A 24,910-nucleotide genomic window follows, 5' to 3' on the forward strand; every position below is an offset into this window, starting at 1 on the left:
TGGGGAAAGGCCGTTTCATGGAGTCCAGTCTAGACCATCTGACGGAGGCGGGATCCGGCACCCATGCGCTGGGCGGCGACGGGGAGACGCGGCTGCTGCGGGTGACGCGGCCGGGGCAGCCCTTTCCCATCCTCGCGCGGATGGCCGATGCGGCCGCGCCGGCCGATGCGGTGCTCGCCCGGTTCCGGCGGGAGCATGAGCTGTCCCGCCGGCTCGACCCGGCATGGGCGGTCAAGCCGCTCGATCTGCTGCGCCATGGCGCCGTGCCGGTGCTGACGCTTGCCGATCCGGGCGGGCAGCCGCTGTCGGCGCTGGCGGTCTCCACGCCGTCCTTTTCCGGCCCGTCATTTTTCATCGGGGCTTTCCGCCAGAGGCTGACCCTGGCGATCCGCATCGCCGGGGCGGTGGCGCAGCTGCATCGCCGCGGGCTTCTGCATGGCGATCTGCGGCCCTTCAACCTGCTGGTGGCGGAGGACGGTGCGGTGCGCCTGACCGGTTTCGGCCGCGCCGCCGACCTGTCGGACCCGCAGCGGCAGGAGGTCGAGCGGCCGGCGGCGCTGCTGCCCTACATGGCGCCGGAACAGTCGGGGCGGATGAACCGGCCGGTCGACCGCCGCAGCGACCTCTATGCCCTGGGCGTCACGCTGTACGAGCTGTTCACCGGCGAACTGCCCTTCGCCGCCCGCGATCCGATCGAGTGGGTGCACAGCCATCTCGCCCGCGCGCCGATCCCGCCGGCCAGCCACGCCCCCGACCTGCCGCCGGCCATTGCCGACATCCTGCTGCGGCTTCTCGCCAAGGTGGCGGAGGATCGTTACCAGACCGCCGACGGCCTTGTCCGCGACCTCGCCCATGCCCTTCAGCTATGGGACGCGCAAGGCGGCATCCCCGCCTTTCCGGCCGGCCGGCGCGACCTGCCGGAGGGGTTGGAGCCGCCGCCGTCGCTCTATGGGCGGGAGGAGCCGGTCGCTGTGCTTCAGGCCGCCTTCGACCGCGTCGCCGGCCGTGGCCGGATGGGAATCGTCCTGATTTCCGGCCGGTCCGGTGTCGGCAAGTCGGCGGTCGTTTATGCGCTGGAGGAGCAGCTGGTGCCGCCGCGCGGCCTGTTCGCCGCCGGCAAGTTCGACCAGGGCCGGCGCGACCTGCCCTATGCCAGCCTTGCCGAGGCCTTTCGCGGGCTGGTCACCCGCATCCTGGCCCTGCCGGTCCCCCACCGCGACCAGTGGTGCCGCGGGCTGGCGGAGGCGGTGGGCGATGGCGGCGCGCTGATGACCGCCCTGATCCCCAACCTCGCCCTGCTGATCGGTGAACAGCCGGCGGTGCCGCCGCTGCCGCCGCAGGAGGCGCAGAACCGCTTCGACCTGCTGTTCCGCCGGGTGCTCCAGCTGTTCGCCCGTCCCGACCACCCGCTGGTCCTGTTCCTCGACGATCTGCAATGGCTGGACCGCGCGACGCTGGACCTGCTGGACCGGCTGGTCGCCGACGGCGGCATCGGCCATCTGCTGCTGGTCGGCGCCTATCGCAGCGACGAGGTGGGGGCCGACCACCCGCTGGCCGCCCTGCTGGAGCGGATCAGGGGCTCGGCTTCCGGGCCTGCGGGTGCGGAAATCGATTGCCGCGAGATCGCGCTGGGGCCGCTGTCGTCCGGCGATCTGCGCCGGATGGTCGCCGACAGCCTGGGCCGCAAGCCCGAGGAGGTGGCGGCGCTGGCCGCCCTGCTGGAGGAGCGGACCGGCGGCAACGCCTTCTTCGCCGTGCAGCTTCTGACCGCGCTGGAGCGGTCCGGCCGGCTGTGGTTCGACCGTGAGGCCAGGCGCTGGGACTGGGATATGGCGGCGGTGGAAACGGCGCGGTCGGGCGCCGGCATCGCCACGCTGATGACCGAGCGGCTGGGCGCCTTTCCCGCCGGGGCGCGCGACCTGCTGGCCCGACTCGCCGCGCTCGGCGCCAGCGCGCCGCTGGCCACCCTGGCGCTGGCCGCCGGCCTGACCGAGGCGGAGGCCGAGCGGAACCTGGAACCGGTGCTGGCCGAAGGGCTGATCCTGCGCATCGACGGGGGGTACCGTTTCCTCCACGACCGGGTGCAGGAGGGGGCCTATGCCCTGGTGCCGGCGGAGGGGCGCGGCAGGCTGCATCTCGACATCGCCCGCGCCCTGCACCGCGGATTCGCGGCCGATCTGTCGGGGGAGCGGCTGTTCGCGCTGGTCGGCCAGTATGACCGCTGCCTGTCGCTGATCCAGGAGGGGCGCGAGCGGGAGGAGGTGGCGACCCTCCACCTCGCCGCCGGGCATCAGGCCAAGGCCGCCAGCGCCCACGGCTCCGCCCTCGCCTATGCCCTGGCGGGGTTGCGCCTGCTGGAGGGTGGCCAGTGGGAGCGGCGGCACCGGCTGGCCTTCGCGCTGGAGCATCTCCAGGCCGAATGCGAGTTCCTCAGCGGTGATCTGCGGCGGGCGGAGCTGCGGCTTCAGGGGCTGGTCGGGCGGGCCGAATGTCCGGCCGACCGCGCCGCCATCACCGCGCTGCTGGTCACCGTCTACACCGCCATCGACCGCAGCGACCGCGCCATCGACGCCTGTCTGGCCTATCTGCGCGGCGCCGGGATCGACTGGCCGGCCCATCCGCCGGCGGCCCTGGCGCAGGAGGAATATGCGGACCTGCGCGCGGCCATCGGCGACCGGCCCGTCGCCTCGCTGGCGGCGCTGTCGGCGGTGAGCGACCCCGACAGCCGGGCGACCATGGACGTGCTGGCCGCGGCACTGCCGCCCGCCTTCTTCAGCGACCGCAATCTGGTCTGCCTGATCCTGTGCCGGATGGCGAACCTGACGCTGCGGCATGGGCGCAGCGACGCCTCCGCGCTGGGATTCGCCTATCTCGGCATGATGGCCGGGCCTTACTTCGGCGATTACGCCGCCGGATACGAGTTCGGCCGGCTCGGCTACGATCTGGCGGAGCGGCAGGGGCGGACCCGCTACCGGGCGCGCGTGCTGATGACCTTCGCCTATCATGTCGTGCCCTGGACCCGCGACATCCGCAGCGAGCGCCCCCTGCTTCTGCGCGCGTTCGAGGAGGCACGGGAGGCCGGCGACGTCACCTATGGCGGCTTCACCAGCGTGACGCTGGTCACCAGCATGCTGGCGTCCGGCGATCCCCTGGCGACGGTGCAGCGCACGGCGGAGGCGCGGCTCGCCTATGTGCGGCAGGTGAAGTTCGGGCTGTGCGCCGACATCCTGACCACGCAGCTGCAACTCGTGCGCGCCCTGCGTGGGCGGACCGATGCACTGGGGTCCTTCGACGGCAAGGGCTTCGACAATGCCGCGTTCGAGGCGCGGCTGCTGGCCAACCCCAGCCTGGACATCGCCACCTGCTGGCACTGGATTCGCACGCTTCAGCTCCGCTGCATCGCCGGCGAGATGGCCGCGGCGGTCGAAGCGGCCGAGCGGGCCGAAGGGTTGCTGTGGACCACGTCGGGCCATTGGGAGATGGCGGAGTTCCATTTCCACGCCGCGCTCGCCAGGGCTGGCGCGATGGATGGCGCGGAGCCCGAAGAGCGTGCCCGCCACAGCGTTGCGCTGTCCCGCCACCTGGGCCAGCTGCGCGAATGGGCCGGCCACAGTCCCGACAGCTTCGACGCGCGCTTCGCCTTGGTGGAGGCGGAGGCGGCCCGCAGCCAGGGGCGGACCGAAGACGCCATGCGCGGCTATGACCGCGCGGTCCAGGCCGCCCGCCGCACCGCGCTGCCGCATGTGGAGGCGCTGGCCCAGGAATGCGCCGCCGGCCTTTACCGTCGCATGGGCCTGCCGACGCTGGAGCTGGCCTGCATCCGCGAGGCGGCGGACCGCTATGGCCACTGGGGGGCGACGGCCAAGGTCCGGCAGCTCGCCCAGCGCTATCCGTCGCTCGCCCTGGAGCCGGCCGAGGCCGCGGTGCAGGAGGCGCCGCGCGGCTTCGACGGCGTCGATCTGGCCTCCCTGCTGGAGACGCTGCGCGCCGTCTCCGACCAGTCGGGGGTGGAGCAGCTGACCACCACCCTGCTGACCCTGGTGCTGGAACATGCCGGGGCCAGCCGCGGCCTGCTGATCCTCGCCCGCGGCGAACGCCTGCGGGTGGAGGCGGAGGCGACCACCGGGCTTTACGGCGTGTCGGTCCGGCTGGTGCAGGAGGACGCCGACCGCTTCCCGCTGCCCCACGCCATCATCCACGGCGCCATCCGCGACCAGGAGGCGGTGATCGTCGACGACACGCGCGCCGCCGGCCCGCTGTCCGCCGACCCCTATTTCCACGAGACGGAGGCGCGCTCCATCCTGTGCCTGCCGCTGGTCCGCCGCCGCCGGGTCGTCGGGCTGCTGCATCTGGAGAACGCGCTGGCGACCTACGCCTTCACCCCGCAGCGGGTCAATGTGCTGACCCTGCTGGGCGCCCAGGCGGCGGCGTCGCTGGAGACGGCGACGCTGGAGGAGAAGGACGCGCTGCTGAAGGAAATCCACCATCGCGTGAAGAACAACCTGCAGCTCGTCACCAGCCTGCTGAACCTCCAGGCGCGCCGGATCGAGGACAAAGCGGTGGCCGCCCTGTTCGCCGACAGCCGCGACCGCGTGCGGTCGATGGCGTTGGTCCATGAAAGCCTCTATCGCCTCGGTAACTTCGCCCGCGTGCCGATGCGCGAGCATCTGGACTCGGTCTGCGCCCATCTGCTGCGCGCCTATTCCCGCCAGGCCGGGGCGGTGCGGCTGGAAACCGAGCTGGACGACCTGAAGCTGGACCTCGACCGCGCGGTGCCCTGCGGGCTGATCGTCAACGAACTGGTCTCCAACGCGCTGAAGCATGCCTATCCGGGCGGGCGGGGCGGGGTGCTGCGCGTGGTGCTGACGACGGACGGCCGGGATTGCCGGCTATCCGTTCGGGACGACGGCGTGGGCTTGCCCGAAGGTTGCGATCCCGATAGGATGGACTCCGTAGGTTTCCAGCTTGTTTCGGATTTGAGCAGTCAGTTGCACGGAACTCTGAAATACAGCTTCAACACAGGCGCCGAATTCATCGTCACCTTTCCTTTGAAGGGGCGCAATCGGGGAAGTGAATGATCGCGGCACGCATCCTGATCGTCGAAGACGACCGCATCGTTGCGCGCGATATTCAGCATCAACTGTCCCGCATGGGCCATGTGGTGGTCGGCATGTCGGCCAGCGGCGAGGATGCCGTGCGGCAGGCGTGCAGCCAGCAGCCCGACCTCGTCCTGATGGACATCCGGCTGGAAGGGGAGATGGACGGCATCGAGGCGGCACGCCGGATCCGCGATGCCCACCGAATTCCCATCGTCTTCCTGACCGCTTACGCCAATGACGAGGTGGTGCATCGCGCCAGCCTGACGGAGCCGTTCGGCTATCTGCTGAAGCCCTTCGAAGAGCCGCAGATGCGCACCGTCATCCAGATGGCGCTGTACAAGCATGCCAGCGACACCCGGCTGCGGCTCAGCGAACGGCGCTATGCCGCCACGCTGGCCAGCATCCGCGACGGCGTCATCCTGAGCAACCGCGACGGCCGGGTCGAATTCATGAACCGGGCGGCGGAGACGATGACCGGCTGGACCGCCGCGGAGGCCGCCGGGCAGCCGCTGTCCGCCGTCTTCGTCGCGGTGGACGAGGAAACGCTGGAGCCGCTGGAGGATTTCTCCGCCGTCGTCCTGCGCAGCGGCGATTTCGCCCCGCCGGAACGCCAGTCCCGGCTGTTGCCCCGCGACGGGGGGGATCCGGCCGGACTGGTGGTGGAGGAGCGATGCTCCGCCATCATCGACGACCGCGGCGAGCTGGTCGGCTCGATCCTGGTGTTCCGCGACCTGACCCAGCGCCGGCGGATCGCCGAGGCCCTGCGGACGGCCCAGGCCGACCTTGCCCATATCGGCCGGCTGACCATGATGGGCGAACTGGCCGCGGCGGTCGCGCATGAGGTGAACCAGCCGCTGATGGCCATCGTCACCAATGCCGGCACCTGTCTGCAGCATCTGTCGCAGCCGCAGCCCGACCTCGACAAGACCCGCGTGGTGGTGGAGCGGATCGTGCGCGACGCCCAGCGGGCCGGCGACGTCGTCCGCAGCATCCGCGCGCTGGCCCGCCGCACCCCGGCCGATCCCGGCTGGGTCGACATCAGCGCGCTGGTCGCCGACACGCTGGAGCTGGTGCGGGCGGAGCTGCGCCGCGCCCGCGTCATCGTGGAAACCGACCTGCAGGCCGAACCGCCCTGGGTCCATGGCGACCGGGTGCAGCTGCAGCAGCTGGTGCTCAATCTGGTGATGAACGCCATCGAGGCGATGTCGGCGGAGGATTTGCCGGAACGGCGCCTGCGCATCGTCACCGGCAGCGCCGACGGCTGGTTCCGCGTCCGGGTCGAGGACAGCGGGCCGGGGCTTGGCGAAACCGATGTCAACGCCATCTTCCGCGCGCTGTACACCACCAAGCCCGACGGGCTGGGCATGGGCCTGTCGATCAGCCGGTCGATCGTCGAGCTGCATGGCGGACGGCTGACCGCGACGCCCGGCGCGTCCGGCGGAAGCGTGTTCGAATTCGTGCTGCCCGTATCGCCCGGAGGCAAGTGATGGGGAGGAAGGCGGAAGCCGTGGCGGTGGTCGAGACCGTCGTCATCATCGACGATGACGAAGCCGTCCGCGAAGCGCTGGAGGGGCTGCTCGAGTCCGTCGGGCTGCAGGTGAAGAGCTATGGCTCGGTGCAGCAGTATGTCGACCAGCGCCCGGCCATCGACGTCGGCTGCATGGTGCTCGACGTGCGGCTGCCGGGGCGCAGCGGCCTGGATTTCCAGGCGGAGCTTGCGCGGTCCGGCAACAGCCTGCCGGTGATCTTCATCAGCGGCCATGCCGACGTGCCGATGTCGGTGCGTGCGATGAAGGCGGGGGCCTTCGAGTTCCTGACCAAGCCCGTCCATCACCAGGAATTGCTGGACGCCATCCACGCCGCCATCGCCGCCCATGGCGAGCGCCGCTGCCAGGAGCGCGGGCTGACCACCCAGCGCGCCCGCTTCGAGACGCTGACCCCGCGCGAACGCGAGATCACGCTGATGGTGGTGTCCGGCCTGCGCAACAAGCAGATCGCCGACGATCTCGGCCTCAGCGAGGCGACGGTGAAGCTGCACCGCGGGCAGGCCATGCGCAAGATGGAGGCCCGCTCCGTCGTCGAACTGGTGCGGATGGTCGACGGGCTGACGACGACGGTCGAAGGGCGAGGTCAGTAAGGTCGGCGTCACGTGACCATTGGCGGGGTCGGTCGGCAGGCGCTGTCCCTGCGCGATCAGGCGGAGGAGTTCCTTCGCCATGTGCGGGCGGCCTGAGAGCGCCTGAAGGCCGAAGACCACCGGTCCGCCGGGTCCGCTATGGGTCCGGCGCTCACTTGAACGCCAGCAGGATCACCCCGGCGGCGATCAGCACGACGCCCAGCCAGTTCGGACCCGACAGCTTCTCGCCCAGGAACAGCACGCCGAACAGGGCGACCAGCACGACGCTGAGCTTGTCGACCGGGGCCACCTGGGACGCCGGGCCGAGCTTCAGCGCGCGGAAATAGCACAGCCAGGATGCCCCGGTGGCGAGACCGGACAGAAGCAGGAACAGCCACGTCCTGCCCGACACCGCCGACGGCGACAGCGATTGGCCGGAGGCCACGACGATGCCGATCAGCATCACGAAGATGACGGCGGTTCGGATCAGCGTCGCCATGTCGGAACCGACGCCCTCGACGCCGACCTTGGCGAAGATGGCGGTCAGCGCGGCGAAGCAGGCCGACAACAGCGCCCACAGCATCCAGGATGGAAGCAGGCCATCGGTCATTCTCTTGGTTTCCTTCAGCTTTCCAATTCCCTGGGTATCAGGGTACGCGCACCCGGTCGATCTGCTCCGGGTTGGGAGTGCCGTTCGCCCGCAGCAGAACCGCCTCGCCCGATGCCGGAAAGATGCCGGTCAGGGCGGTGACGGTGACCTGATGGGTGACCAGCACCACCGGCTTGCCGTCGCGCGGCAGGTCGGCCAGGAACTGGCGCAGCTGGGTGGTTCTGTCCTTCTCCTCCTCCTGGCGGCCGAAGAAGGAGTTGAGGGCCGGCATCTCCTTCACCGGGCCGAGGTCGAGCAGGCGGGCGGTCTCCAGGCAGCGGCACCATTGGCTGGACAGGACCCGCGCCTGATCGATGCCGAGCTGCCGCAGCCGCTCGCCGATCCGCGCCGCCTGGGCCCGGCCGCCGTCGCCGAGGTTGCGCTGGGTGGCGCAGTCGTCCAGCTCGAAATCGGGCGGATCGCCGGTTCCGGGCGCCTCCGCATGGCGCATCAGCACGACGAGGCCGGCCGTCTCCATGGCCGCAGCGGGTGCCGCCGTCAGGACCGGCAGCAGGACGGCGGCGGACAGGGCCAGCAGGGTGCGGCGAAACACGGTGGGCATTGGCATCTCCATCGGGGAGCGGTGCTGCGCCTCCTTTTGCCGGGAGAGCGTCATCATGGTCCGCAACCGCCTGCTCAACACCCGATCCCGTGTCCTTGTTGCCGCCAGCTTCGCCGTCACGGCGGCGGTCGCCCTCCTGCCGTGGGTGGGCCTGCCGGCGTCGGGACGGCTGATCGCCTAGACTGTAGCCTCAGCCCTGTTCGACGAAGTCGGTGCCGCGGGTCACGCTTTCCCAGGCGTCGATTTCCGCGATCACGGCGTCGAGCTTGGCGCGGGCTCGGTGGAGGGCGTCGGACCCAAGCAGCAGATGGAGCGGCGGGCTGTCGGAACGGACGGCGGCCAGGATGGCCTGCGCCGCGCGATCCGGGTCGCCGACCTGACGGCCGGCCATGCCGTCGAAAGCGGACGACATCCGCCCGACGCTGTCGGCGTAGGCCGCGTCTTCGGCAGCGCTCTTGCGGATCGAATGGGTTGACAGGAAATCGGTGCGGAAGGCGCCGGGCGCCACGGCCGTCACTTTGATGCCGAGCGGGCCGACCTCCTGCGCAAGACTGGAGGACAATCCCTCCAGGGCGTGTTTGGCCGCTGCGTAGAGACCGGAACCGGCGCCGGGTGCCCGTCCGGCGATGGAGGTGATGTTGACGATGTGCCCTGTCCCCTGGGCGCGCAGGCGGGGCAGGGCGGCGCGGATGATGCGGAAGGGGGCGAACACGTCGACCGCGAACAGGCGGGCGACCTCGTCGTCGCTCGCCTGTTCGACCGCCCCCAGCAGGCCGTAGCCCGCATTGTTGACGATCACGTCGATGCGGCCGGCCAGCGCGAAGGCCCGGCCGACGGCGGCCTCGGCGGCATCGCCGTCGGCGAGATCGGCGGTCAGGACATGCAGGGTGCCGTGCTCGACGGAGAGGTCCGGCCTGCCGCTGCGGACGGTGCCGATGACGGTGTCGCCCTCCGCAAGGGCCGCCTTGGCGAGTGCCAGCCCAAGGCCGCGCGAGATGCCGGTGATGAACCATGTAGTCATGGGAAGTCTCCTTTCGCGGCCAGAGATACATCCGGTGACTGGCTTACAGAATGGCCGGATTTCTGATGAAACTTGTAAGCCTTGCTAAAAAGATGTTTCCTTGCGGTATGGATCCCTTGCTCTCCGGCAGCGACTACAACCAGCTTCGCGCGTTCCTCGCCGTCGGCGAGACGCTGAGTTTCAGCCGCGCGGCGGAGCGGCTGGGCGTTTCCCCATCGGCGCTCAGCCAGCTGGTACGCGGGTTCGAGGAACGGGTGGGAGTGCGGCTGCTCAACCGGACCACGCGCAGTGTCGCGCTGACCGACGCCGGTGAAAATCTGTTCCGGCGCGTCCAGCCGGCCGTCTCCGAACTCGGCGACGCCATCGGGCAGGTGCGCCGGTATCGCGAACGCCCGTCCGGCATTGTGCGCGTCCACAGTTTCCGCGCGGCGGCGGAACTCTACATCGAGCCGATGCTGGCGGCCTTCGCCCGGGACTTTCCGGACGTCGTGCTGGACATCACGCTGGACGACGCGGTGGTGGATCTGGTGGCCGGCGGCTTCGATGCGGCCATCCGGATCGGCGAAGTGATCGACCGCGACATGGTCGCCGTGCGTCTCGGTCCGGACCTGCGGCAGATCGCCGTGGCGTCGCCCGAATATCTCGATCTTCATGGCCGGCCGGCTCATCCGCGCGATCTGGTCGGCCATCGCTGCATCCGATGGCGCTGGCCGGGCCATGTGATGCCCTATGCCTGGGAGTTCTTCGGAAACGGATCCTGGTTCGAGGTCGCGGTCGAGGGGCCGCTGATCTTCAACGACAAGGACATGGCGTTGCGCGCGACCCTGCGGGGAATCGGGATCGGCTTCTGTATCGAGGATGCGGTGGCCGGCCATATCGCGGCGGGAGAGCTGGTTCCGCTGCTGGAGGACTGGTCCGCCGCCTTTCCCGGCCGGTTCCTGTGCTATCCGCGCCAGCGGCAGATGGCCCCGGCCTTGCGGGCCTTCATCGACGCGGTTCGCGCGGTAGAGTCCAGGGTGGACGACGATGTGGATGCCCGGCCGCGGCAGGATGATCGTCGCCGTCCTTGAAACCCGTGCTGTTGCGCGGGCAGAGTGGCGGCAACGCTTCCGACCCGAAGGACATCGGCCTTGAACACCCTGGGACGCACCATCGCGCTCGCCCTGTCCCTTTTCGTCTGGGTGGCCGGATCGGGAGAGGCCGCGGCGGACAAGCGGGTGGCGCTGGTGATGGGCAACAGCAGCTATCACCATGCGCCGAGACTGCCCAACCCGGTGAACGATGCCAAGGCGATGGCAGAGTCCCTGCGCGCGGCCGGGTTCGAGCTGATCGGCGGGGCGCCGCAACTCGACCTCGACCGGGCAGGGACCGAGAAGGCGATCCGCAGCTTCGGCGCGAAGCTGGGCGGCGCCGATGTCGGGCTGTTCTTCTATGCCGGACACGGCATGCAGGCCCGCGGCACCAACTATCTTCTGCCGGTCTCCGCCAATCTGGAGAAGGAGGCCGATGTCCGGTACGAGCTGATCGACGTCGCCATGGTGCTGGACGAGATGGCGCTGGCGGAAAGCCGGCTGAACATCGTCATCCTGGACGCCTGCCGCAACAACCCCTTCGGCGGGCGCGGCCTGCGCGCGGCGTCGCCCGGTCTGGCCCAGATGCAGGCGCCGGCCGGCACGATCATCGCCTATGCGACCCAGCCCGGCGCGGTGGCGGCCGACGGCGCCGGGGCCAACAGCCCTTATACCGAGGCGCTGTCGAAGGCCATGCTGAAACCGGGGGAGGCGGTGTTCGACGTCTTCAACGACGTCGGCATCACGGTGAAGCGCAACTCCGGCGGCGTCCAGCAGCCCTGGGTTTCGGCCTCCCCCATAGAGGGGCGGTTCTATTTCCTGGGGCCGACCACGGTGGTGACGGCGCCCCCGGCCGATGCGCCGGCCGCCGGGTCCGCCGCGGCTGCCGACAAGGAAACGCTGTTCTGGGACAGCATCAAGGGCAGCTCCAACCGCGGCCTGTTCGAAGCCTATCTGAAGCAGTTCCCGCAAGGCACCTTCGCCCCGATCGCCGAGGCGCGGGTCGCCGAACTGGGCGGGACCGCGCCGGCGGAACGGGCGCCGGTGTCGGTCGCCGCGCTCGCCGCCCCGCCGGTGCCGGCACCAGCCCCGGTTCCGGCCCCGGTCCCGGCTCCTGCAACCGCGCCGATGGATGTGTCGGCGATCCCCTATCTCAGCGGCAAGTCGCGGGCCGCGCTGGCCATGTATCCGGGACTGCCGTCGCCCAAGGCGCTGGCGATCTCGGCGAAGGGGAACTACGCCTACTTCTCCAACAAGTCCAACAGCCGGACCGAGGAGGACGTGAAGCGCAGCGCCCTGCAATATTGCCAGTACCGGGCGGAGGAACCCTGCACCCTCTATGCGGTCGGCGACGCGGTGGTGATGGAGGGCAAGCGCTTCGTCCCGATGCCGGTGGAGATCCTGGGCTCCGGCCGCTTCGATCCGGCGCGCGTGCCCTTCGTCAGCGAACACACGCGCAAGGTCGGCATGGTGAACTACCAGCGCAATCCCGGACACAAGGCTCTTGCCCTGACGCTGACCGGCCGCTGGGCGTCGGTGTGGGACCGCGACAGCGAGGAGGAGGCCGGCACCGCGGCGGTGGAGAAGTGCGAACAGGCCGGCGGCAAGGAGGAGTGCATGCTCTACGCCGTCGGTGACACGGTCGTCCTCGACGAGCTGCCGGGCGAGCAGGAGGACGAGGAGGAGGACTGAGCGGGCACGCCGGAACGCCGCGCCGCGGACTGCGGCGGCCGACCGCCGCATCGCACTGTCTCTGGTGATTTGCGTCGTCATGCCCGACACTGGGCATCAGTCGGAGATGGACCGGGATTGACGGGATGAGCGGGTGGCGGAGCGTGCCGGCGTCGTGGATGGCGCGGAACCGGTCAAAGCTGGTGCATGCCCTGCGGATGACCGTCTCCACCCTGGCGACCTTCCTGCTGGCGGAGGCGCTGGACCTGCCGCAGGGCTTCTGGGCGGTGATCACGGCGCTGATCGTCACCCAGAGCAATGTCGGCGGATCGCTGAAGGCGGCGCTGGACCGCTTCGTCGGATCGCTGGTCGGCGTGGCCTATGGCGGGGTGATCGGCCTGCTGATTCCGCACACCGACGGGCTGATGCGTGCCGTGGCGCTTCTGGCGGCGGTGGCGCCGCTGTCCTATCTCGCCGCCATGTCGGCCGGCTTCCGCATCGCGCCGATCACCGCGATCATCGTGCTGCTGGGCACCGCCGGGGCGAACCTCGGCCCGCTCAGCTTCGCCACCGACCGGATGCTGGAGGTCGGGCTCGGCTGCGTCGTCGCCATCCTGGTGTCGCTGCTGGTGGCGCCGGCCCGCGCCTCCCGCTCCGTGCTGGACACGGCGGCGGAGGTGGCGCGGCTGATGGCCGACCAGCTCGACGCGCTGGCCGTCGCCGACGAGGCCTCCCAGGCGACCATGAACCGGCTGGTTGTGCGCACCCAGCAGTCCCTGACCCGGTTGGAAACCCTGGTGGGGGAAGCGGCGCGGGAGCGGCGGAGCCGGCTGGCCGACATGCCCGATCCCGATCCGCTGCTGCGCACGCTGATGCGCCTGCGGCACGACGTGGTGATGCTGCGCCGGGCGGTGGGGGAGCCGCGGCAGGACATCCCCGACCGCGACGTCTGCCCCGACTGGACTCCGGTCGCCGCGGCGGGAGCGGCCATTCTGCGTGGTCTGGCCGATGCACTGGCCACCGGTCAGCCGCCCGACCGTTCCACCGCACTCGCCGATGCGCTGGCGGCCTACCGCAGCGGAATCGACCGCACGCGGGCCGCAAGGCAGACTCGCCACATGCCGACCGACTGGCTGTGGCGGATGTTCGGCACCGGCTTCGCGCTGGAGCAGTTCCGCCGCAATCTGGACGACCTCGTCGAACGGACCGCCGACTTCGCCGCCCATGGGTAGGCGGTGGTGAAAGCCGGAACCGGCCGCTTAGCGGTCGCCCAGATCGTGCTCGATCTCGGTCACCAGCCGTTCGGCGCATTGCAAGGCCTGCTGGCGGTCGTCGTCGCTCATGCCCTGCATCGGGTCGGACTGGGCCGGGAAGGACTCCGACCGGCAGAGCCGGCGGCCCGAGGCGCAGACCATCACTTCGTACTGGCGGCTGTCCTCGTTGAACAGGCACTCGGACTCGAAGCCCTTGGCGTCGGTCTCGGTCCACATGATCGTCTTGCTCATCGTCCGGCTCCTTTTGGTCTTGGGTCGGCGTGGTTGATTTATTTGGCGTTCGCCATGGCGACGGCGGTGTCGGCCATCCGGTTGGAGAAGCCCCACTCGTTATCGTACCATGCCATGACGCGAACGAAATTGCCGTCCACAACCTTCGTCTCCCTGCTGGCGAAGGTCGAGCTGTGCGGGTCGTGGTTGAAGTCCGACGACACCAGATCCTCGTCATAGGCGGCCAGGATGCCCTTCAGCGGGCCGTTGGCGGCCTCACCAATCGCCTTGACGATCTCCTCGACCGAGGTGGCGCGCCTGGCGGTGAACTTGAAGTCGACGACCGACACGTTCGGCGTGGGGACGCGCATGGCGGTGCCGTCCAGCTTGCCCTTCAACTCCGGCAGCACCTTGCCGACGGCCTTGGCGGCGCCGGTGGAGGTCGGGATCATGTTCAGGGCCGCGGCGCGGGCGCGGTGCAGGTCCTTGTGGTTGGTGTCGACGATCCGCTGGTCACCCGTGTAGGAGTGGATCGTGGTCATGAAGCCCTTCTCGATGCCCACCAGGTTGTGGAGGACATGCGCGACCGGGGCCAGGCAGTTGGTGGTGCAGGAGGCGTTGGAGACGATCCGGTGCTCGGCGGTCAGCTTGTCGTGGTTGACGCCGTAGACGACCGTGATGTCCTCGTCGGTGGCCGGGGCCGAGATCAGCACCTTCTGCGCGCCGGCTTCCAGATGCTTGGCGGCATCGGCGCGCTTGGTGAAGATGCCCGAGCATTCCATGGCGATCTCGACGCCGAGATCCTTCCACGGCAGCTTGGCCGGGTCACGCTCCTGCACGACCTTGATGGAGTGGCCGTTGACGATCAGCACGCCGCCCCCGTCTTCTGATTGGGCGGTCTCGATGGTGCCGGGGAAGCGGCCGTGGACGCTGTCGTACTTCAGCAGGTGCGCGTTGGCCTTCAGATCGGCGAGGTCGTTGATCGCCACGACTTCCACGTCCTTGCGGCCGCTCTCGTAGATGGCGCGCAGAACCAGACGGCCGATGCGGCCGAACCCGTTGATCGCTACCCGTACAGCCATGATGTGCTCCAGTCGTTCGGTTGCGGTCTCGTGCCGATTGGGGCGGAGACTCGTGTCAACCAGGGAAAGCGGGTTTCAACCCGCAAAGATTGCAATGTCCGTTCAGGCGGGGACGGCGCGCGGCGACATCGCATCCAGCCATGCCGGCAGGGCGTCGCGGGTGGTCAGCTCGCTGAAGCGGTCCTCCACCCCGGCCGCGGCCAGCGCCGCGATGGTGTCGTCGCCGGCCGCCACCGAGCGCAGGCCGGCGTCGCGGGTGCGCCGGGCGATGAACCACGCCAGCGCGTCGGTGCCGCCGTCGAAGGGGGCGATCTCGCAGACGCCGAGCGGGCCGGTCCAGACGACCGTCCGGGCGGCGTCGACGCAGGCGGTCAGCCGGGCCGCCGACGCCGGGCCGATGTCGAGAACCATGTCCTCCGGCCCGATGGCGGCGCAGGAAACGATGCGGTCCTCCGCCCCCTTCCGCGCCTCGGTCGCCACCACCACGTCGACCGGCAGCAGCACCTCGCAGCCGCAGGCCTTCGCCCGGTCCAGCAGTTTGCGCGCCCCGTCGACCTGTTCGTAGTCGCACAGCGAGGCGCCCATGTCGGTGCCGGCCGCCGCCAGGACACTGTTGGCGATGCCGCCGCCCAACGCCAGCACGTCGACCCGCGCCACCAGCCGGACCAGCAGGTCCAGTTTGGCCGACAGGTTCACGCCGCCGACGATGGCGCAGATTCCGTTGCCGGACCGTACCATCTTGTGGGCCGGAGTCCGACCTCCCGTGTCGCGGCCACCCGTGATCAGGCGAAGCCGGCCGGTCAAGTGCGAAGCTGGGCTGCCTTGGGCATCGATCGTAAGCATGATGCCTGTCCTTTCCTTCAAACCAGTCTCGTTGTCGGTGCCGCCCGCCGCGGTGGAAGGGGGGATGCTGCGCCCCCGATTTCGCGGTGCCGGGTTTCGCGGTAGAGGATCAGCAACCCGCTGCCGATCACCACGGTGGCGCCGATCACCACATGCGGAGCCGGCACGTCGCCCCAGACCAGCCAGCCGAGGACCGACGCATAGATCAGGCTGGCGTAGCTGAAGGGTCCGACCACCACCGCCCGGGCCAGCGCATAGGCCCGCGTGCTGAAATACTGCGCGCCGCCGCCGGCGATCCCCATCGCCACCATCAGGGCCAGCGCATGCCCGTCCGGCATCGTCCAGCCGAAGGGCAGGGCCAGCGCGCTGAGCAGGGTGGAGATCACGGTGAAGTAGAAGACCGTGGTCACCGGCCGTTCCGTACGCCCCAGCTGGCGCATGGCGATCATCGCCAGGGCGTAGCAGACCGCGGCGACCAGCGCGACCAGCGCCCCGCGGTCGAGCATGCCGGCGCCGGGCTGCACCATGATGAGCACACCGACGAAGCCGACCACCACCGCCCCCCAGCGGAAGGCGCCGACCTTCTCCCCCAGCAGCGGGACCGACAGCGCCGTCAGGAACAGCGGAGCGGAGTAGGAGATTGCCACGGCATTGGCCAGCGGCATCAGGTGATAGGCCCAGAACAGCAGCACCATCGACGCCAGCCCGATGACCGCCCGCCACAGATGCCCCTGCCAATGGTCGGTGTGCAGGCAGCTCCGCCCGCCCGCCGCGGCGACCATGGCGACCGCCGGCAGCAGGGCGAACAGGTTGCGGAAGAAGGTGACCTCGCCCAGCGGATAGCTCTCCGCCAGCAGCTTGGCCAGCGCGTTCATGACGGTCATCAGGACCATCGCCAGCAGCATCGACAGGATGCCGAGCCGGACGTTTTCCGGCTGTTTGGCGGCGGGAGATGTGGGGGGCTGTTCCATGGTGATGTTTCCGATCTCCCTCTCCCCCCCGGGGAGAGGGTCGGGGTGAGGGGGATTCACAGCGTGCCTTCCCGAGAATCCTCGCCCTGCGCCCCCCTCACCCTAACCCTCTCCCCGGGGGGGAGAGGGGATTCTCCGGGCGGGAGAGTGCCTTTACGCCGCCCGGCTCAGCTGCGTTGCGGCGATCACGCCCAGCGTGTGGCGGGCGATCATCCGTTCCTCGTCGGTCGGGATGATGAAGACCGGCACGCGGCTTTCCTGGGCGGAGATGCGGGTGGCCTTGGCGCGGTTGGCCGCCGGGTCGATGGCGACGCCGAGCCAGGACAGCTTCTCCGCCACCCGCGCCCGCACCAGCGTGGAGTTCTCGCCGACGCCGGCGGTGAACACCACCGCGTCCAGCCCACCCATCGAGCCGGCCAGCGCCGCCACCTGCTTGGCGACATTGTGGCAGAACAGCTCCACCGCCTCGGCGGCGGCCGGCAGGTCGGAGTTCTCCAGGTCGCGCATGTCGTTGGAGAGGCCTGACACGCCCAGCATGCCCGACTTGTGGTAGAGCAGCTTTTCCAGCTCGTCGGCGCCGTAGCCCTTCTCGCGCATCAGGTAGATCAGCACGCCGGGGTCGATGGCGCCCGGCCGGGTGCCCATCGGCACGCCGTCCAGAGCCGTAAAGCCCATCGTGGTGTCGACGCTGTGCCCGGCGCGCATGGCGCACAGGCTGGCACCGCTGCCGAGATGGCAGACCACCACATGTGCGTTCGCCAGTTCCGGCGCCACCTGGGGCAGGCGGTGCGCGATGTACTCGTAGCTCAGGCCGTGGAAGCCGTAGCGGCGGATGCCCTCCGCCGTCAGTTCGCGCGGGATGGCGAAGGTCTGCGACTGCCAGGGCTGGGTCTGGTGGAAAGCGGTGTCGAAACAGGCGACCTGCGGCAGCGACGGGTAGACCTGGGCCAGCGCCCGCATGGCGGCGATGTTGTGCGGCTCATGCAGGGGGGCGAGCGGGATCAACTCCTCCAGCTGGTCGAGCACCGTCGCGGTGACGCGCACGGGGGCGGAGAAGCGGGTGCCGCCATGGACGACGCGATGGCCGGCGGCCACCAGCGTGGCGCCCTTCAGCTCGTGCCGTATCCAGTTGAGCAAGAAGCCAAGCAGGCCGGCGCGGTCGGCGGGGCCGACCTCGTCCAGCACCCCGTCGGCGAGGACGCGGCGCTGCGCGTCCTTGGCCTGGAAGTGGGGGGCGGTGCCGATGCCGGAGATCTGGCCGGTGACGACCGGTTCGATCTCCGAAGCGCTGCCACCTTGAAAAACGGAGAATTTGAGGCTGGAGGAGCCTGCGTTGATGACGAGGCAGGCGTCCTCGCTGGAGTTTGACAGTGCGGCCATGACGGTAACGTCCTATTCGGCGGCCAGCGCGAGCTTGGGCTGGCGTTGAGCGGCGGCGACCAGCGAGGCGACGGCGCAGGAAGCGAGCCGGGCCCGCACATTGTCGGCGCGGCTGGTGAGGATGACGGGGACCTTGGCGCCCAGCACGATGCCGGCGAGGTCGGCGTTGGCCAGGAAGGACAGCTGCTTGACCAGCATGTTGCCGGCCTCCAGATCGGGGGCGAGCAGGATGTCGGGCTGGCCGGCGACGGGGGAGGTGATGCCCTTGGTGCGCGCCGCCTCGGCGGAGATGGCATTGTCGAAGGCCAGCGGACCGTCGAGGATGCCGCCGGTGATCTGACCGCGGTCAGCCATCTTGCAGAGCGCGGCGGCTTCCAGCGTGGTGTTGATCTTCGGGTTGATCGTCTCGACCGCCGACAGGATGGCGACGCGCGGGGTGGCGACGCCCAGCACCTTGGCAAGGTCGATGGCGTTCTGGACGATGTGGACCTTGTCCTCCAGCGTCGGGTAGATGTTGATCGCGGCGTCGGTGATCAGCAGCGTCTTGGAGTAGGTCGGCACATTCATCAGGAAGACGTGGCTGATGCGGCTGGCGGTGCGCAGGCCGGTTTCCTTCTTCACCACCTCGCCCATCAGCTCGTCGGTGTGCAGACTGCCCTTCATCACCGCCTCGGCCTCGCCGGTGCGGGCCAGCGCCACGGCGGCGGCCGCGGCGGCGCGGCTGTGGGCGGCGTCGACGATGCGGTAGCGGGCGATGTCGAGGCCGTTGGCAGCGGCGACCTTGCGGATGACGGCTTCCGGCCCGACCAGGATCGGCTCGATCAGCCCGGCCTGGGCGGCTTCGACGGCACCCTGGAGCGAGCTGGCGTCGCAGGGATAGGCCACGGCGGTGACGACCGGCGGCAGCTCGTCGCACTTGGCGAGCAGGGCGTCGTGCTTGTCATGGCGGATCATCTGGATCTGCGGCAGCTCGTGCGCCGGACGGGCGACCTTCTGGGTCGGCGCGATCACCTCGGCGGTGCCGAGCACGACGATCTCACCGTCCTGGTTGGTGCAGACGCAGTCGAAGACGACGACGTTCCTGGCCGGACGCTTCTCGATCACGGTGACGGTGGCGGTGACGATGTCGCCCAGCCCGACCGGACGGCGGAACTGCAGGCTCTGGCCGGCATAGAGTGAGCCGGCGCCCGGCAGATAGGTGCCCAGCACGCCGGAGATCAGCGACCCCGACCACATGCCCGGACCGATCACCTTCTGGAACCGGCTGTCGGCCGCGAATTTGGGGTCGAGGTGGGCCGGGTTGATGTTGCCCGACACCGTGGCGAACAGCTCCACATCCATCAGGGTGAGCTGGCGCGACAGGCTGGCCGACTGGCCGATCTGGATTTCGTCGAAGGTCACATTCTCGACCACGGCGCAGGCGCCATTGCCGGAAGCTTCACCACTGGCACGCATTTTTGAACACTCCGGTTGACCGGGTCGAGCAAGCGGCCCGTTTTTCGGTCCGATGGGGCGGCGTCGGGAAGGGACGGGATCAGTGGCCGTCCAGTGTTTCATCCGAAGGGCGTCGCCCGTTTTGCGCCGGCGTTCTGCGCCGCGCGGGGAACCGTAGATATATTAATATATTAACTGTGCATCGCAACATAGAACTGTCGGAAAGCCCGGCCCTTGACACTTTGCCGCAGGGGGCGGCCGGTCTGCTTGGCGGGGCTTCCCCCTCCCCCCGGGGAGAGACGGGAGGAGGGGGCACAACGGCGGGACGCCTCAGCGATCGTGACGCCCGCCGCCCGTCCGTGAAGTCCCTTCAGGTGCGTTCCCGGCCGCCGTGATGCCCCTCCGGGGGCGGGAGAGGGCGGGCGGAGGGATCGCCGGGCAGGGGACTTCAGGAAGCTCGTGAAACTCAGGCCTTCAGGATGCCGCGGCCGGCGAAGCGGGATGCTGCGCCGAGCTGCTCCTCGATGCGGATCAGCTGGTTGTACTTGGCGAGGCGATCGGACCGGCTCAGCGAGCCGGTCTTGATCTGGCCGCAGTTGGTGGCGACCGCCAGATCGGCGATGGTGCTGTCCTCGGTCTCGCCCGAGCGGTGCGACAGGACGGCGGTGTAGCCGGCCTTGTGCGCCATATCCACCGCTTCCAGCGTCTCCGACAGCGTGCCGATCTGGTTGACCTTGACCAGGATCGAGTTGGCGACACCTTGGCGGATGCCCTGGGCCAGACGCTTGGGGTTGGTGACGAACAGGTCGTCGCCGACCAGCTGCACCTTGTTGCCGATGGCGTCGGTCAGCGCCTTCCAGCCTTCCCAATCGTCCTCGGCCATGCCGTCCTCGATCGAGATGATCGGGAAGCGGCCGACCAGATCGGACCAGTAGGAGACCATCTGCTCCGGCGACAGCGACTTGCCTTCGCCGGCCAGCTCGTACTTGCCGTTCTTGAAGAACTCGGTCGAGGCGGCGTCGAGCGCCAGCATGACGTCGTCGCCCGGCTTGTAGCTGGCGGCCTCGATCGCCTTCATGACGAAGCCGAGCGCCTCGTCGGTGGAGCCGATGTTGGGGGCGAAGCCGCCCTCGTCGCCGACATTGGTGTTGTGGCCGGCGTCCTTCAGCTTCTTCTTGAGGGACTGGAAGATCTCGGAACCCATGCGGATGGCGTCGGCGCCGGTCTCGGCACCCACCGGCATGATCATGAATTCCTGGATGTCGATCGGGTTGTCGGCATGGGCGCCGCCGTTGATGATGTTCATCATCGGCACCGGCAGCAGCGAGGCGAAGGCGCCACCGACATAGCGGTAGAGCGGCAGGCCGGCATCCTCGGCGGCGGCGCGGGCGACCGCCAGCGACACACCCAGGATGGCGTTGGCGCCGAGCCGGCCCTTGTTCTCGGTGCCGTCGATCTCGATCATCGTCATGTCGAGCACGCGCTGGTCGGAGGCATCCATGCCGGTCAGCGCCTTGGCCAGTTCGCCGTTGACCGACTGCACGGCCTTCAGCACACCCTTGCCGCCGAAGCGGGCCTTGTCGCCGTCGCGCAGCTCGACCGCCTCATGGGCGCCGGTGGAGGCGCCCGACGGCACCGCGGCGCGGCCGAAGGCGCCGGTCTCGAGGGTGACGTCGACTTCGACGGTCGGGTTGCCGCGGCTGTCGAGGATTTCGCGGGCGCGGATTTCGGTGATGGCGCTCATGGGAAGGGATGTCCCGTTTCTTGAGGAATGGCGTTTCGTGGACGTGTCGGGAGACGTTTGGAGGTCGTGGCGCTCAGTGCAGCTTGGGGCGCCGGTAGATGAACCAGTAGACGGCGCCCACCATCACCGCTCCGCCGATCCAGTTGCCGAGCGTGACCGCGGCGAGGTTGACCAGATAATGGCCGACCGGGATCGACGGCGCGGCGCGGCCGAGGTCGTGCCAGAAGCTGTCCGGCGCGCCCCATTCGATCAGCAGGCCGAGCGGGACGAAATACATGTTGGCGACGCAGTGCTCGAAGCCGGCGGCGACGAAGGCGGCGACCGGGAAGGTGATCGCCAGGATCTTGTCGCCGACGCTGCGGGCGCCGAGCGCCAGCCAGACGGCGAGGCAGACCAGCACGTTGCAGAGGATGCCGAGGAAGAAGGCTTGGCTGGTCGGCAGCGAACTCTTGGCGACCGCGAAATACAGCGCCGAGGCGCCGACGGCGCCATGGCCGAAGGTGTATTGCCCGGACAGGAAGACCAGCAGCGCCGTGCCGGCGGCGCCGACGAAATTGCCGATCCACACCGTGGTCCACACCCGCAGCATCTCGCGGGCATGCAGCCGGCCGCTGGCCCAGGCCATCACCATCAGCGCGTCGCCGGTGAACAGCTGCGCACCGCCGACGATCACCAGGATCAGCCCCATGGAGAAGACCAGACCGCCCAGCAGCCGGGTCACCCCATAGGGCAGCATGCCTTCCGCACCCGACATGGTGACGGTGGCGAACAGGCCGCCCAAGGCGATGAAGGCGCCGGCCAGCACCGCCAGGGCGAACAGGGTGGGGGTGTCGTAATGGGCCTTCTTGACGCCCAGATTTTCGGCGGCGAGCGCGATGGCGTCGGGCATCAGCGCGTCGAGTGATTGCGGGGTGGGCTGGCTCCAGCCTTCCACATCCTTGCTGTCCATGTTCATCGGTCGATGCCCTCGCTGCCGCCATGTAGCTTTACTACATACTCCCGTCGGGACGGCGCTGGCAAGCGCACCGCCTGGGCCATTCGGTCGCAGGGGAGGGGCGCATATCGAAGAGGGCGGCACAAGGAAACGGCGGATTTTCAAGGGTATTGAAAGGGCGCAGCATCGCTCTCGCACCGGCTGCGCTTCTGTAGTGTTGCTACATCATGCCGGACGGGCGTTCGGGCGGGCGCCGCAGACGACGAAGCAGCCCCGGCCGGCATGCTTGGCCCGATAGAGCGCATCGTCGGCGGCCTTCAGCAGGTCCTGCGCATCGTCCGCATCCTGCGGGAAGAGCGCGATGCCGATGCTGGCGCCCACCGACAGCGTTTGGCGGCCGAGCGTGATCTCCGCCGACACGGCATGGATCAGCTTGTCGGCGATACGCTCGACGTCGGCGACGGACCCGGCGCCCTCCAGCAGGACGGTGAACTCGTCGCCGCCGATCCGCGCCACGAGGTCGGAGGCGCGCAGGCAACCGGTCAGCCGCTCCGCCGTCACCCGCAGCACCTGATCGCCGGCGTCATGGCCGAGCCGGTCGTTCACCGGCTTGAAGCCGTCCAGATCGATGAACAGCAGGGCCAGCGGCTGGCCGATGCGCCGTGCACGGGCAAGCGCCCCGTGGGTGCGGGCGAAGAACAGCCGGCGGTTGGGGAGGCCGGTCAACGGATCGTGGTTGGCGAGATGGTCCTTCTCCGCCTCGCTGCGCCGAAGCATCTCTTCCATCTGGCGGCGGTCGGTGATGTCGCGGGAGATGCCGACGACGCCCAGGATGCTGCCCTCCGGATCGCGGCACGCGGTCTTGACGGTCTCCATCAGGCGCCGCCGGCCGTCGGGGTAGACGAACCACTCTTCACCGCGCGTCATTCCCTCCCGCATGGTGCGCAGGTCGGCCTGACGGCGGCGCTCCGCCGTTTCGGCATCGACCATGTCGAGGTCGCGTAGCGGGCGGTCCGCATCCGGCTTCCAGCCGACATAGTCGAGGGCGGCATGGTTGTAGTTCAGATAGGTGCCGTCGCGGTCCTTGAAGAAGACGATGTCCGGCATCGAATCGATCAGGCTCTGCAGGACGGCGCGCTCGTGGTGCAGGGCCTCCAGCGTGGCGCGGTGGTCGGTCACGTCCTCCATCAGCCACACCTCCCCGCCCTGGGTCAGGTAGGCGAAGAAGCGGATCCAGCGGCGGCTGCCGTCCTTGCAGGTGACCTGCAGTTCGGTCAGCACCGAGGCTTCCGCCAGCCGTGCCGCGTCGTAGCGCTGGCGGACCTCATGGTCGCGGCCGGGGTAGGCGGCCGCGAACCACGCGTCCATCGACGGAAGATCCTCCTGCCGGTAGCCGGTCAGCCGTTCCGCCGCGCGGTTGATGAAGATCCGCTCGCCTTCGACATAGGCGGCGGCCATCGGCAGATGCTCCACCATGCGCGACAGGCGCATCTGCGGCGAAGGGGAAGAATTGGCGGTGGTGGTGGCGGCGAGCGGCCTGGCATGGACGAGCATCGCCAACCGCCCGTCCGTCAGGTGAAGCCCGCTGCAGTCGCAGGACAGGACGGCCTGCGCGCCATTGGCCGCGACCGTCCAGCACTCGCCGACCCGCTCGCCTGCCGAGAGGCGCCGGGCATACTCGGGCAGCCGCTGCCGGACCGCATCGGGAAGGCCACCGCTCGCGGCGAGGTCCCGGGCAGACCGGGCGCCCCAAAGCGCGCAGGCCGCCGCATTCGCCCACAGGGTGCGGCCCGTCTGCAGATCGACCAGCCAGACCGGATCGGCGATCAGGTCAAATGCCGATAAATCATTCGTAGACCAACATTGATCGGACGCTTGGCTGGTGCAGGCTGCGACGCCCATGTTGGCAAAAGTCCAAGGTGATAGGTTCGAGCATTTTATCGGGCCGAAACGTTAAGTTCACGCAAATGTAACATTGCAGGACGACCCTGATTGAATCAGGCAAACAGGATCGCGCGCCAGCGCCAGTAATATTCGTTCGTGGCTCTGTTGGAATATTACCGCTCCGTGTTCGGCCAACCGGCCGCCGGATCAGGTCAGGTTCCGTCAGGTCAGGTCCAGTTCCTGGATGTAGCGGGTCAGCGCGCAGCTGGCGTTCAGCATGTGGGCGCGCATGCAGCGGGCCGCCTCCTCCCCGTCGCCGCGCGCCATGGCGGCGAGGATCTCGCCGTGCTCGGCGTGGGAGGTCGCCAGCCGGTTGCCGTGGCGCAGCTGCGTGCGGCGGAAGGCGGCGAGGCGGGCGCGGACGCCGACCGCCTGTTCGGCCATGAACTGGTTGTGGGTGGCGTGATAGATCGCCTCGTGGAAACGGCGGTTGAAGTCGTCATAGGCACCGAGATCGCCGCCCGCGACCATCTCCGCCGCCGCTTCATGCATGGTCTGCAGCCGGCTGCGCTCCACCGGGGTGATGCGGTAGGTGGCGAGGCGGACGCACATCGCCTCCATCTCCGCCGTCATTTCGAACATGTCCATGATGCGCTCGGCCGTCATGGTGGCGACGACCACGCCGCGGCGCGGCCGGACCTCCACCATGCCGGTGGTGGCGAGCTGGCGCAGGGCCTCGCGCACCGGCGTGCGGGAGGCGCCGAACCGCTGGCCGATCTGCTGTTCGTCGAGCGGGGTGCCCGGCTTCAGCCGTCCGGTGGCGATCTCGTCGGCCAGCGCCAGCCGGATCTGGTCCGACAGCAGGCCCTTCTCCTCGGCGACGAGGTCGGTCTCGGACGCGGGGAACTGGGGGTCGAACTGGTCCAAGGCTGGATCTCCGGAGCGGCGTCGCCAGCGGGCAGGATA

At 69.3% G+C, this 24,910-nt stretch carries 20 protein-coding genes; 7 read left to right on the forward strand and 13 right to left on the reverse strand.

Going from position 1 to position 24,910, the window contains the following annotated elements; all coding sequences use genetic code 11:
* The first annotated feature begins 17 nt into the window (after window positions 1-17).
* Genes ACCD06_RS30280 through ACCD06_RS30290 form a run of 3 tightly spaced genes read left to right on the forward strand, consistent with a single transcriptional unit; the run spans window position 18 to window position 7,236 of the window.
* Entirely contained in the window at window positions 18-5,078 is a 5,061-nt protein-coding gene (locus ACCD06_RS30280; RefSeq protein WP_413345789.1) for an AAA family ATPase, read from the forward strand.
* Window positions 5,075-6,586: a response regulator gene (locus ACCD06_RS30285; protein WP_413345791.1), complete on the forward strand. Its 1,512-nt coding sequence runs from the start codon at window positions 5,075-5,077 to the stop codon at window positions 6,584-6,586. Before ACCD06_RS30280 ends, ACCD06_RS30285 begins: the two co-directional genes overlap by 4 nt.
* A complete protein-coding gene (locus ACCD06_RS30290) occupies window positions 6,586-7,236 on the forward strand; it encodes a response regulator transcription factor (protein WP_109075886.1) in 651 nt (216 codons plus the stop codon). The genes ACCD06_RS30285 and ACCD06_RS30290 overlap by 1 nt, the downstream gene beginning before the upstream one ends.
* Window positions 7,237-7,387: 151 nt before the next feature.
* On the opposite strand, the gene ACCD06_RS30295 is transcribed toward ACCD06_RS30290, so the two are convergent.
* Together ACCD06_RS30295 and ACCD06_RS30300 are read right to left on the reverse strand one after the other, a co-directional pair.
* On the reverse strand, window positions 7,388-7,825 hold the full coding sequence (locus tag ACCD06_RS30295) for an EamA family transporter (RefSeq protein WP_413345794.1): 438 nt from the start codon (window positions 7,823-7,825) through the stop codon (window positions 7,388-7,390).
* Between the two features lie 37 nt (window positions 7,826-7,862).
* A complete protein-coding gene (locus ACCD06_RS30300) occupies window positions 7,863-8,426 on the reverse strand; it encodes a histidine phosphatase family protein (protein ID WP_413345796.1) in 564 nt (187 codons plus the stop codon).
* A gap of 55 nt (window positions 8,427-8,481) precedes the next feature.
* Between ACCD06_RS30300 and ACCD06_RS30305 the strand changes: the two genes are divergently transcribed.
* Complete coding sequence (locus ACCD06_RS30305) at window positions 8,482-8,607, forward strand: hypothetical protein (RefSeq protein WP_413345798.1); 126 nt, start codon at window positions 8,482-8,484, stop codon at window positions 8,605-8,607.
* Window positions 8,608-8,616: 9 nt separating this feature from the next.
* Here ACCD06_RS30305 and ACCD06_RS30310 read toward each other — a convergent pair whose 3' ends face one another.
* Window positions 8,617-9,447 carry an SDR family NAD(P)-dependent oxidoreductase gene (locus tag ACCD06_RS30310; RefSeq protein WP_109075883.1) on the reverse strand — a complete coding sequence of 277 codons (831 nt, stop codon included), beginning with the start codon at window positions 9,445-9,447 and terminating at the stop codon, window positions 8,617-8,619.
* Between the two features lie 107 nt (window positions 9,448-9,554).
* On the opposite strand from ACCD06_RS30310, the gene ACCD06_RS30315 reads away from it, so the two are divergent.
* The 3 genes from ACCD06_RS30315 to ACCD06_RS30325 all read left to right on the forward strand — a co-directional run bounded on the left by ACCD06_RS30315 (window position 9,555) and on the right by ACCD06_RS30325 (window position 13,420).
* A complete protein-coding gene (locus tag ACCD06_RS30315; protein WP_413345800.1) occupies window positions 9,555-10,517 on the forward strand; it encodes a LysR family transcriptional regulator in 963 nt (320 codons plus the stop codon).
* 60 nt (window positions 10,518-10,577) lie between these two features.
* Window positions 10,578-12,209, forward strand: a complete 1,632-nt coding sequence (locus tag ACCD06_RS30320) for a caspase family protein (RefSeq protein WP_413345802.1) — start codon at window positions 10,578-10,580, stop codon at window positions 12,207-12,209.
* Window positions 12,210-12,334: 125 nt separating this feature from the next.
* The gene (locus ACCD06_RS30325; RefSeq protein ID WP_413345804.1) at window positions 12,335-13,420 is read left to right on the forward strand and encodes an FUSC family protein; all 1,086 of its coding nucleotides are present in this window, start codon (window positions 12,335-12,337) and stop codon (window positions 13,418-13,420) included.
* Between the two features lie 27 nt (window positions 13,421-13,447).
* Here the strand turns inward: ACCD06_RS30325 and ACCD06_RS30330 are convergent, their stop codons facing one another.
* The 10 genes from ACCD06_RS30330 to ACCD06_RS30375 form a co-directional block, all read right to left on the reverse strand.
* Window positions 13,448-13,693 (reverse strand): hypothetical protein, encoded by a 246-nt coding sequence (locus ACCD06_RS30330; protein ID WP_413345806.1) that lies wholly within the window; start codon window positions 13,691-13,693, stop codon window positions 13,448-13,450.
* A 38-nt stretch (window positions 13,694-13,731) separates the two neighbouring features.
* Entirely contained in the window at window positions 13,732-14,754 is a 1,023-nt protein-coding gene (gene gap / locus ACCD06_RS30335) for a type I glyceraldehyde-3-phosphate dehydrogenase (protein WP_413345808.1), read from the reverse strand.
* Between the two features lie 102 nt (window positions 14,755-14,856).
* Entirely contained in the window at window positions 14,857-15,597 is a 741-nt protein-coding gene (gene pgk / locus ACCD06_RS30340) for a phosphoglycerate kinase (protein WP_413345810.1), read from the reverse strand.
* A gap of 17 nt (window positions 15,598-15,614) precedes the next feature.
* Window positions 15,615-16,568, reverse strand: coding sequence for a DMT family transporter (locus tag ACCD06_RS30345; protein WP_413345812.1), 954 nt, complete (start codon window positions 16,566-16,568; stop codon window positions 15,615-15,617).
* A gap of 153 nt (window positions 16,569-16,721) precedes the next feature.
* Entirely contained in the window at window positions 16,722-17,948 is a 1,227-nt protein-coding gene (locus ACCD06_RS30350; protein WP_413345814.1) for an acetate/propionate family kinase, read from the reverse strand.
* 12 nt (window positions 17,949-17,960) lie between these two features.
* Window positions 17,961-19,403: a bifunctional enoyl-CoA hydratase/phosphate acetyltransferase gene (locus ACCD06_RS30355; RefSeq protein ID WP_413345816.1), complete on the reverse strand. Its 1,443-nt coding sequence runs from the start codon at window positions 19,401-19,403 to the stop codon at window positions 17,961-17,963.
* Window positions 19,404-19,848: 445 nt separating this feature from the next.
* Entirely contained in the window at window positions 19,849-21,126 is a 1,278-nt protein-coding gene (eno, locus tag ACCD06_RS30360) for a phosphopyruvate hydratase (RefSeq protein ID WP_413345818.1), read from the reverse strand.
* A 73-nt stretch (window positions 21,127-21,199) separates the two neighbouring features.
* Entirely contained in the window at window positions 21,200-22,081 is an 882-nt protein-coding gene (locus ACCD06_RS30365) for a formate/nitrite transporter family protein (protein WP_413345820.1), read from the reverse strand.
* A gap of 204 nt (window positions 22,082-22,285) precedes the next feature.
* Window positions 22,286-23,962, reverse strand: a complete 1,677-nt coding sequence (locus ACCD06_RS30370) for a diguanylate cyclase domain-containing protein (RefSeq protein ID WP_413345822.1) — start codon at window positions 23,960-23,962, stop codon at window positions 22,286-22,288.
* A gap of 204 nt (window positions 23,963-24,166) precedes the next feature.
* Window positions 24,167-24,871, reverse strand: a complete 705-nt coding sequence (locus ACCD06_RS30375) for a GntR family transcriptional regulator (protein WP_169054812.1) — start codon at window positions 24,869-24,871, stop codon at window positions 24,167-24,169.
* Between the last annotated feature and the right edge of the window lie 39 nt (window positions 24,872-24,910).

The organism is Azospirillum sp. CT11-132, assembly GCF_047302835.1.
Lineage (GTDB): Bacteria > Pseudomonadota > Alphaproteobacteria > Azospirillales > Azospirillaceae > Azospirillum.

Coding starts and splice junctions, on each gene's coding strand:
- ACCD06_RS30345 (WP_413345812.1), bottom strand. CDS start 16,568: ATGGAACAGCCCCCCACATCTCCCGCCGCCAAACAGCCGGAAAACGTC.
- ACCD06_RS30310 (WP_109075883.1), bottom strand. CDS start 9,447: ATGACTACATGGTTCATCACCGGCATCTCGCGCGGCCTTGGGCTGGCA.
- ACCD06_RS30285 (WP_413345791.1), top strand. CDS start 5,075: ATGATCGCGGCACGCATCCTGATCGTCGAAGACGACCGCATCGTTGCG.
- ACCD06_RS30305 (WP_413345798.1), top strand. CDS start 8,482: ATGGTCCGCAACCGCCTGCTCAACACCCGATCCCGTGTCCTTGTTGCC.
- ACCD06_RS30290 (WP_109075886.1), top strand. CDS start 6,586: ATGGGGAGGAAGGCGGAAGCCGTGGCGGTGGTCGAGACCGTCGTCATC.
- ACCD06_RS30350 (WP_413345814.1), bottom strand. CDS start 17,948: ATGGCCGCACTGTCAAACTCCAGCGAGGACGCCTGCCTCGTCATCAAC.
- pgk (WP_413345810.1), bottom strand. CDS start 15,597: ATGCTTACGATCGATGCCCAAGGCAGCCCAGCTTCGCACTTGACCGGC.
- ACCD06_RS30355 (WP_413345816.1), bottom strand. CDS start 19,403: ATGCGTGCCAGTGGTGAAGCTTCCGGCAATGGCGCCTGCGCCGTGGTC.
- ACCD06_RS30300 (WP_413345796.1), bottom strand. CDS start 8,426: ATGCCCACCGTGTTTCGCCGCACCCTGCTGGCCCTGTCCGCCGCCGTC.
- ACCD06_RS30325 (WP_413345804.1), top strand. CDS start 12,335: ATGAGCGGGTGGCGGAGCGTGCCGGCGTCGTGGATGGCGCGGAACCGG.
- ACCD06_RS30330 (WP_413345806.1), bottom strand. CDS start 13,693: ATGAGCAAGACGATCATGTGGACCGAGACCGACGCCAAGGGCTTCGAG.
- gap (WP_413345808.1), bottom strand. CDS start 14,754: ATGGCTGTACGGGTAGCGATCAACGGGTTCGGCCGCATCGGCCGTCTG.
- ACCD06_RS30280 (WP_413345789.1), top strand. CDS start 18: ATGGAGTCCAGTCTAGACCATCTGACGGAGGCGGGATCCGGCACCCAT.
- ACCD06_RS30315 (WP_413345800.1), top strand. CDS start 9,555: ATGGATCCCTTGCTCTCCGGCAGCGACTACAACCAGCTTCGCGCGTTC.
- ACCD06_RS30365 (WP_413345820.1), bottom strand. CDS start 22,081: ATGAACATGGACAGCAAGGATGTGGAAGGCTGGAGCCAGCCCACCCCG.
- ACCD06_RS30295 (WP_413345794.1), bottom strand. CDS start 7,825: ATGACCGATGGCCTGCTTCCATCCTGGATGCTGTGGGCGCTGTTGTCG.
- ACCD06_RS30370 (WP_413345822.1), bottom strand. CDS start 23,962: ATGGGCGTCGCAGCCTGCACCAGCCAAGCGTCCGATCAATGTTGGTCT.
- eno (WP_413345818.1), bottom strand. CDS start 21,126: ATGAGCGCCATCACCGAAATCCGCGCCCGCGAAATCCTCGACAGCCGC.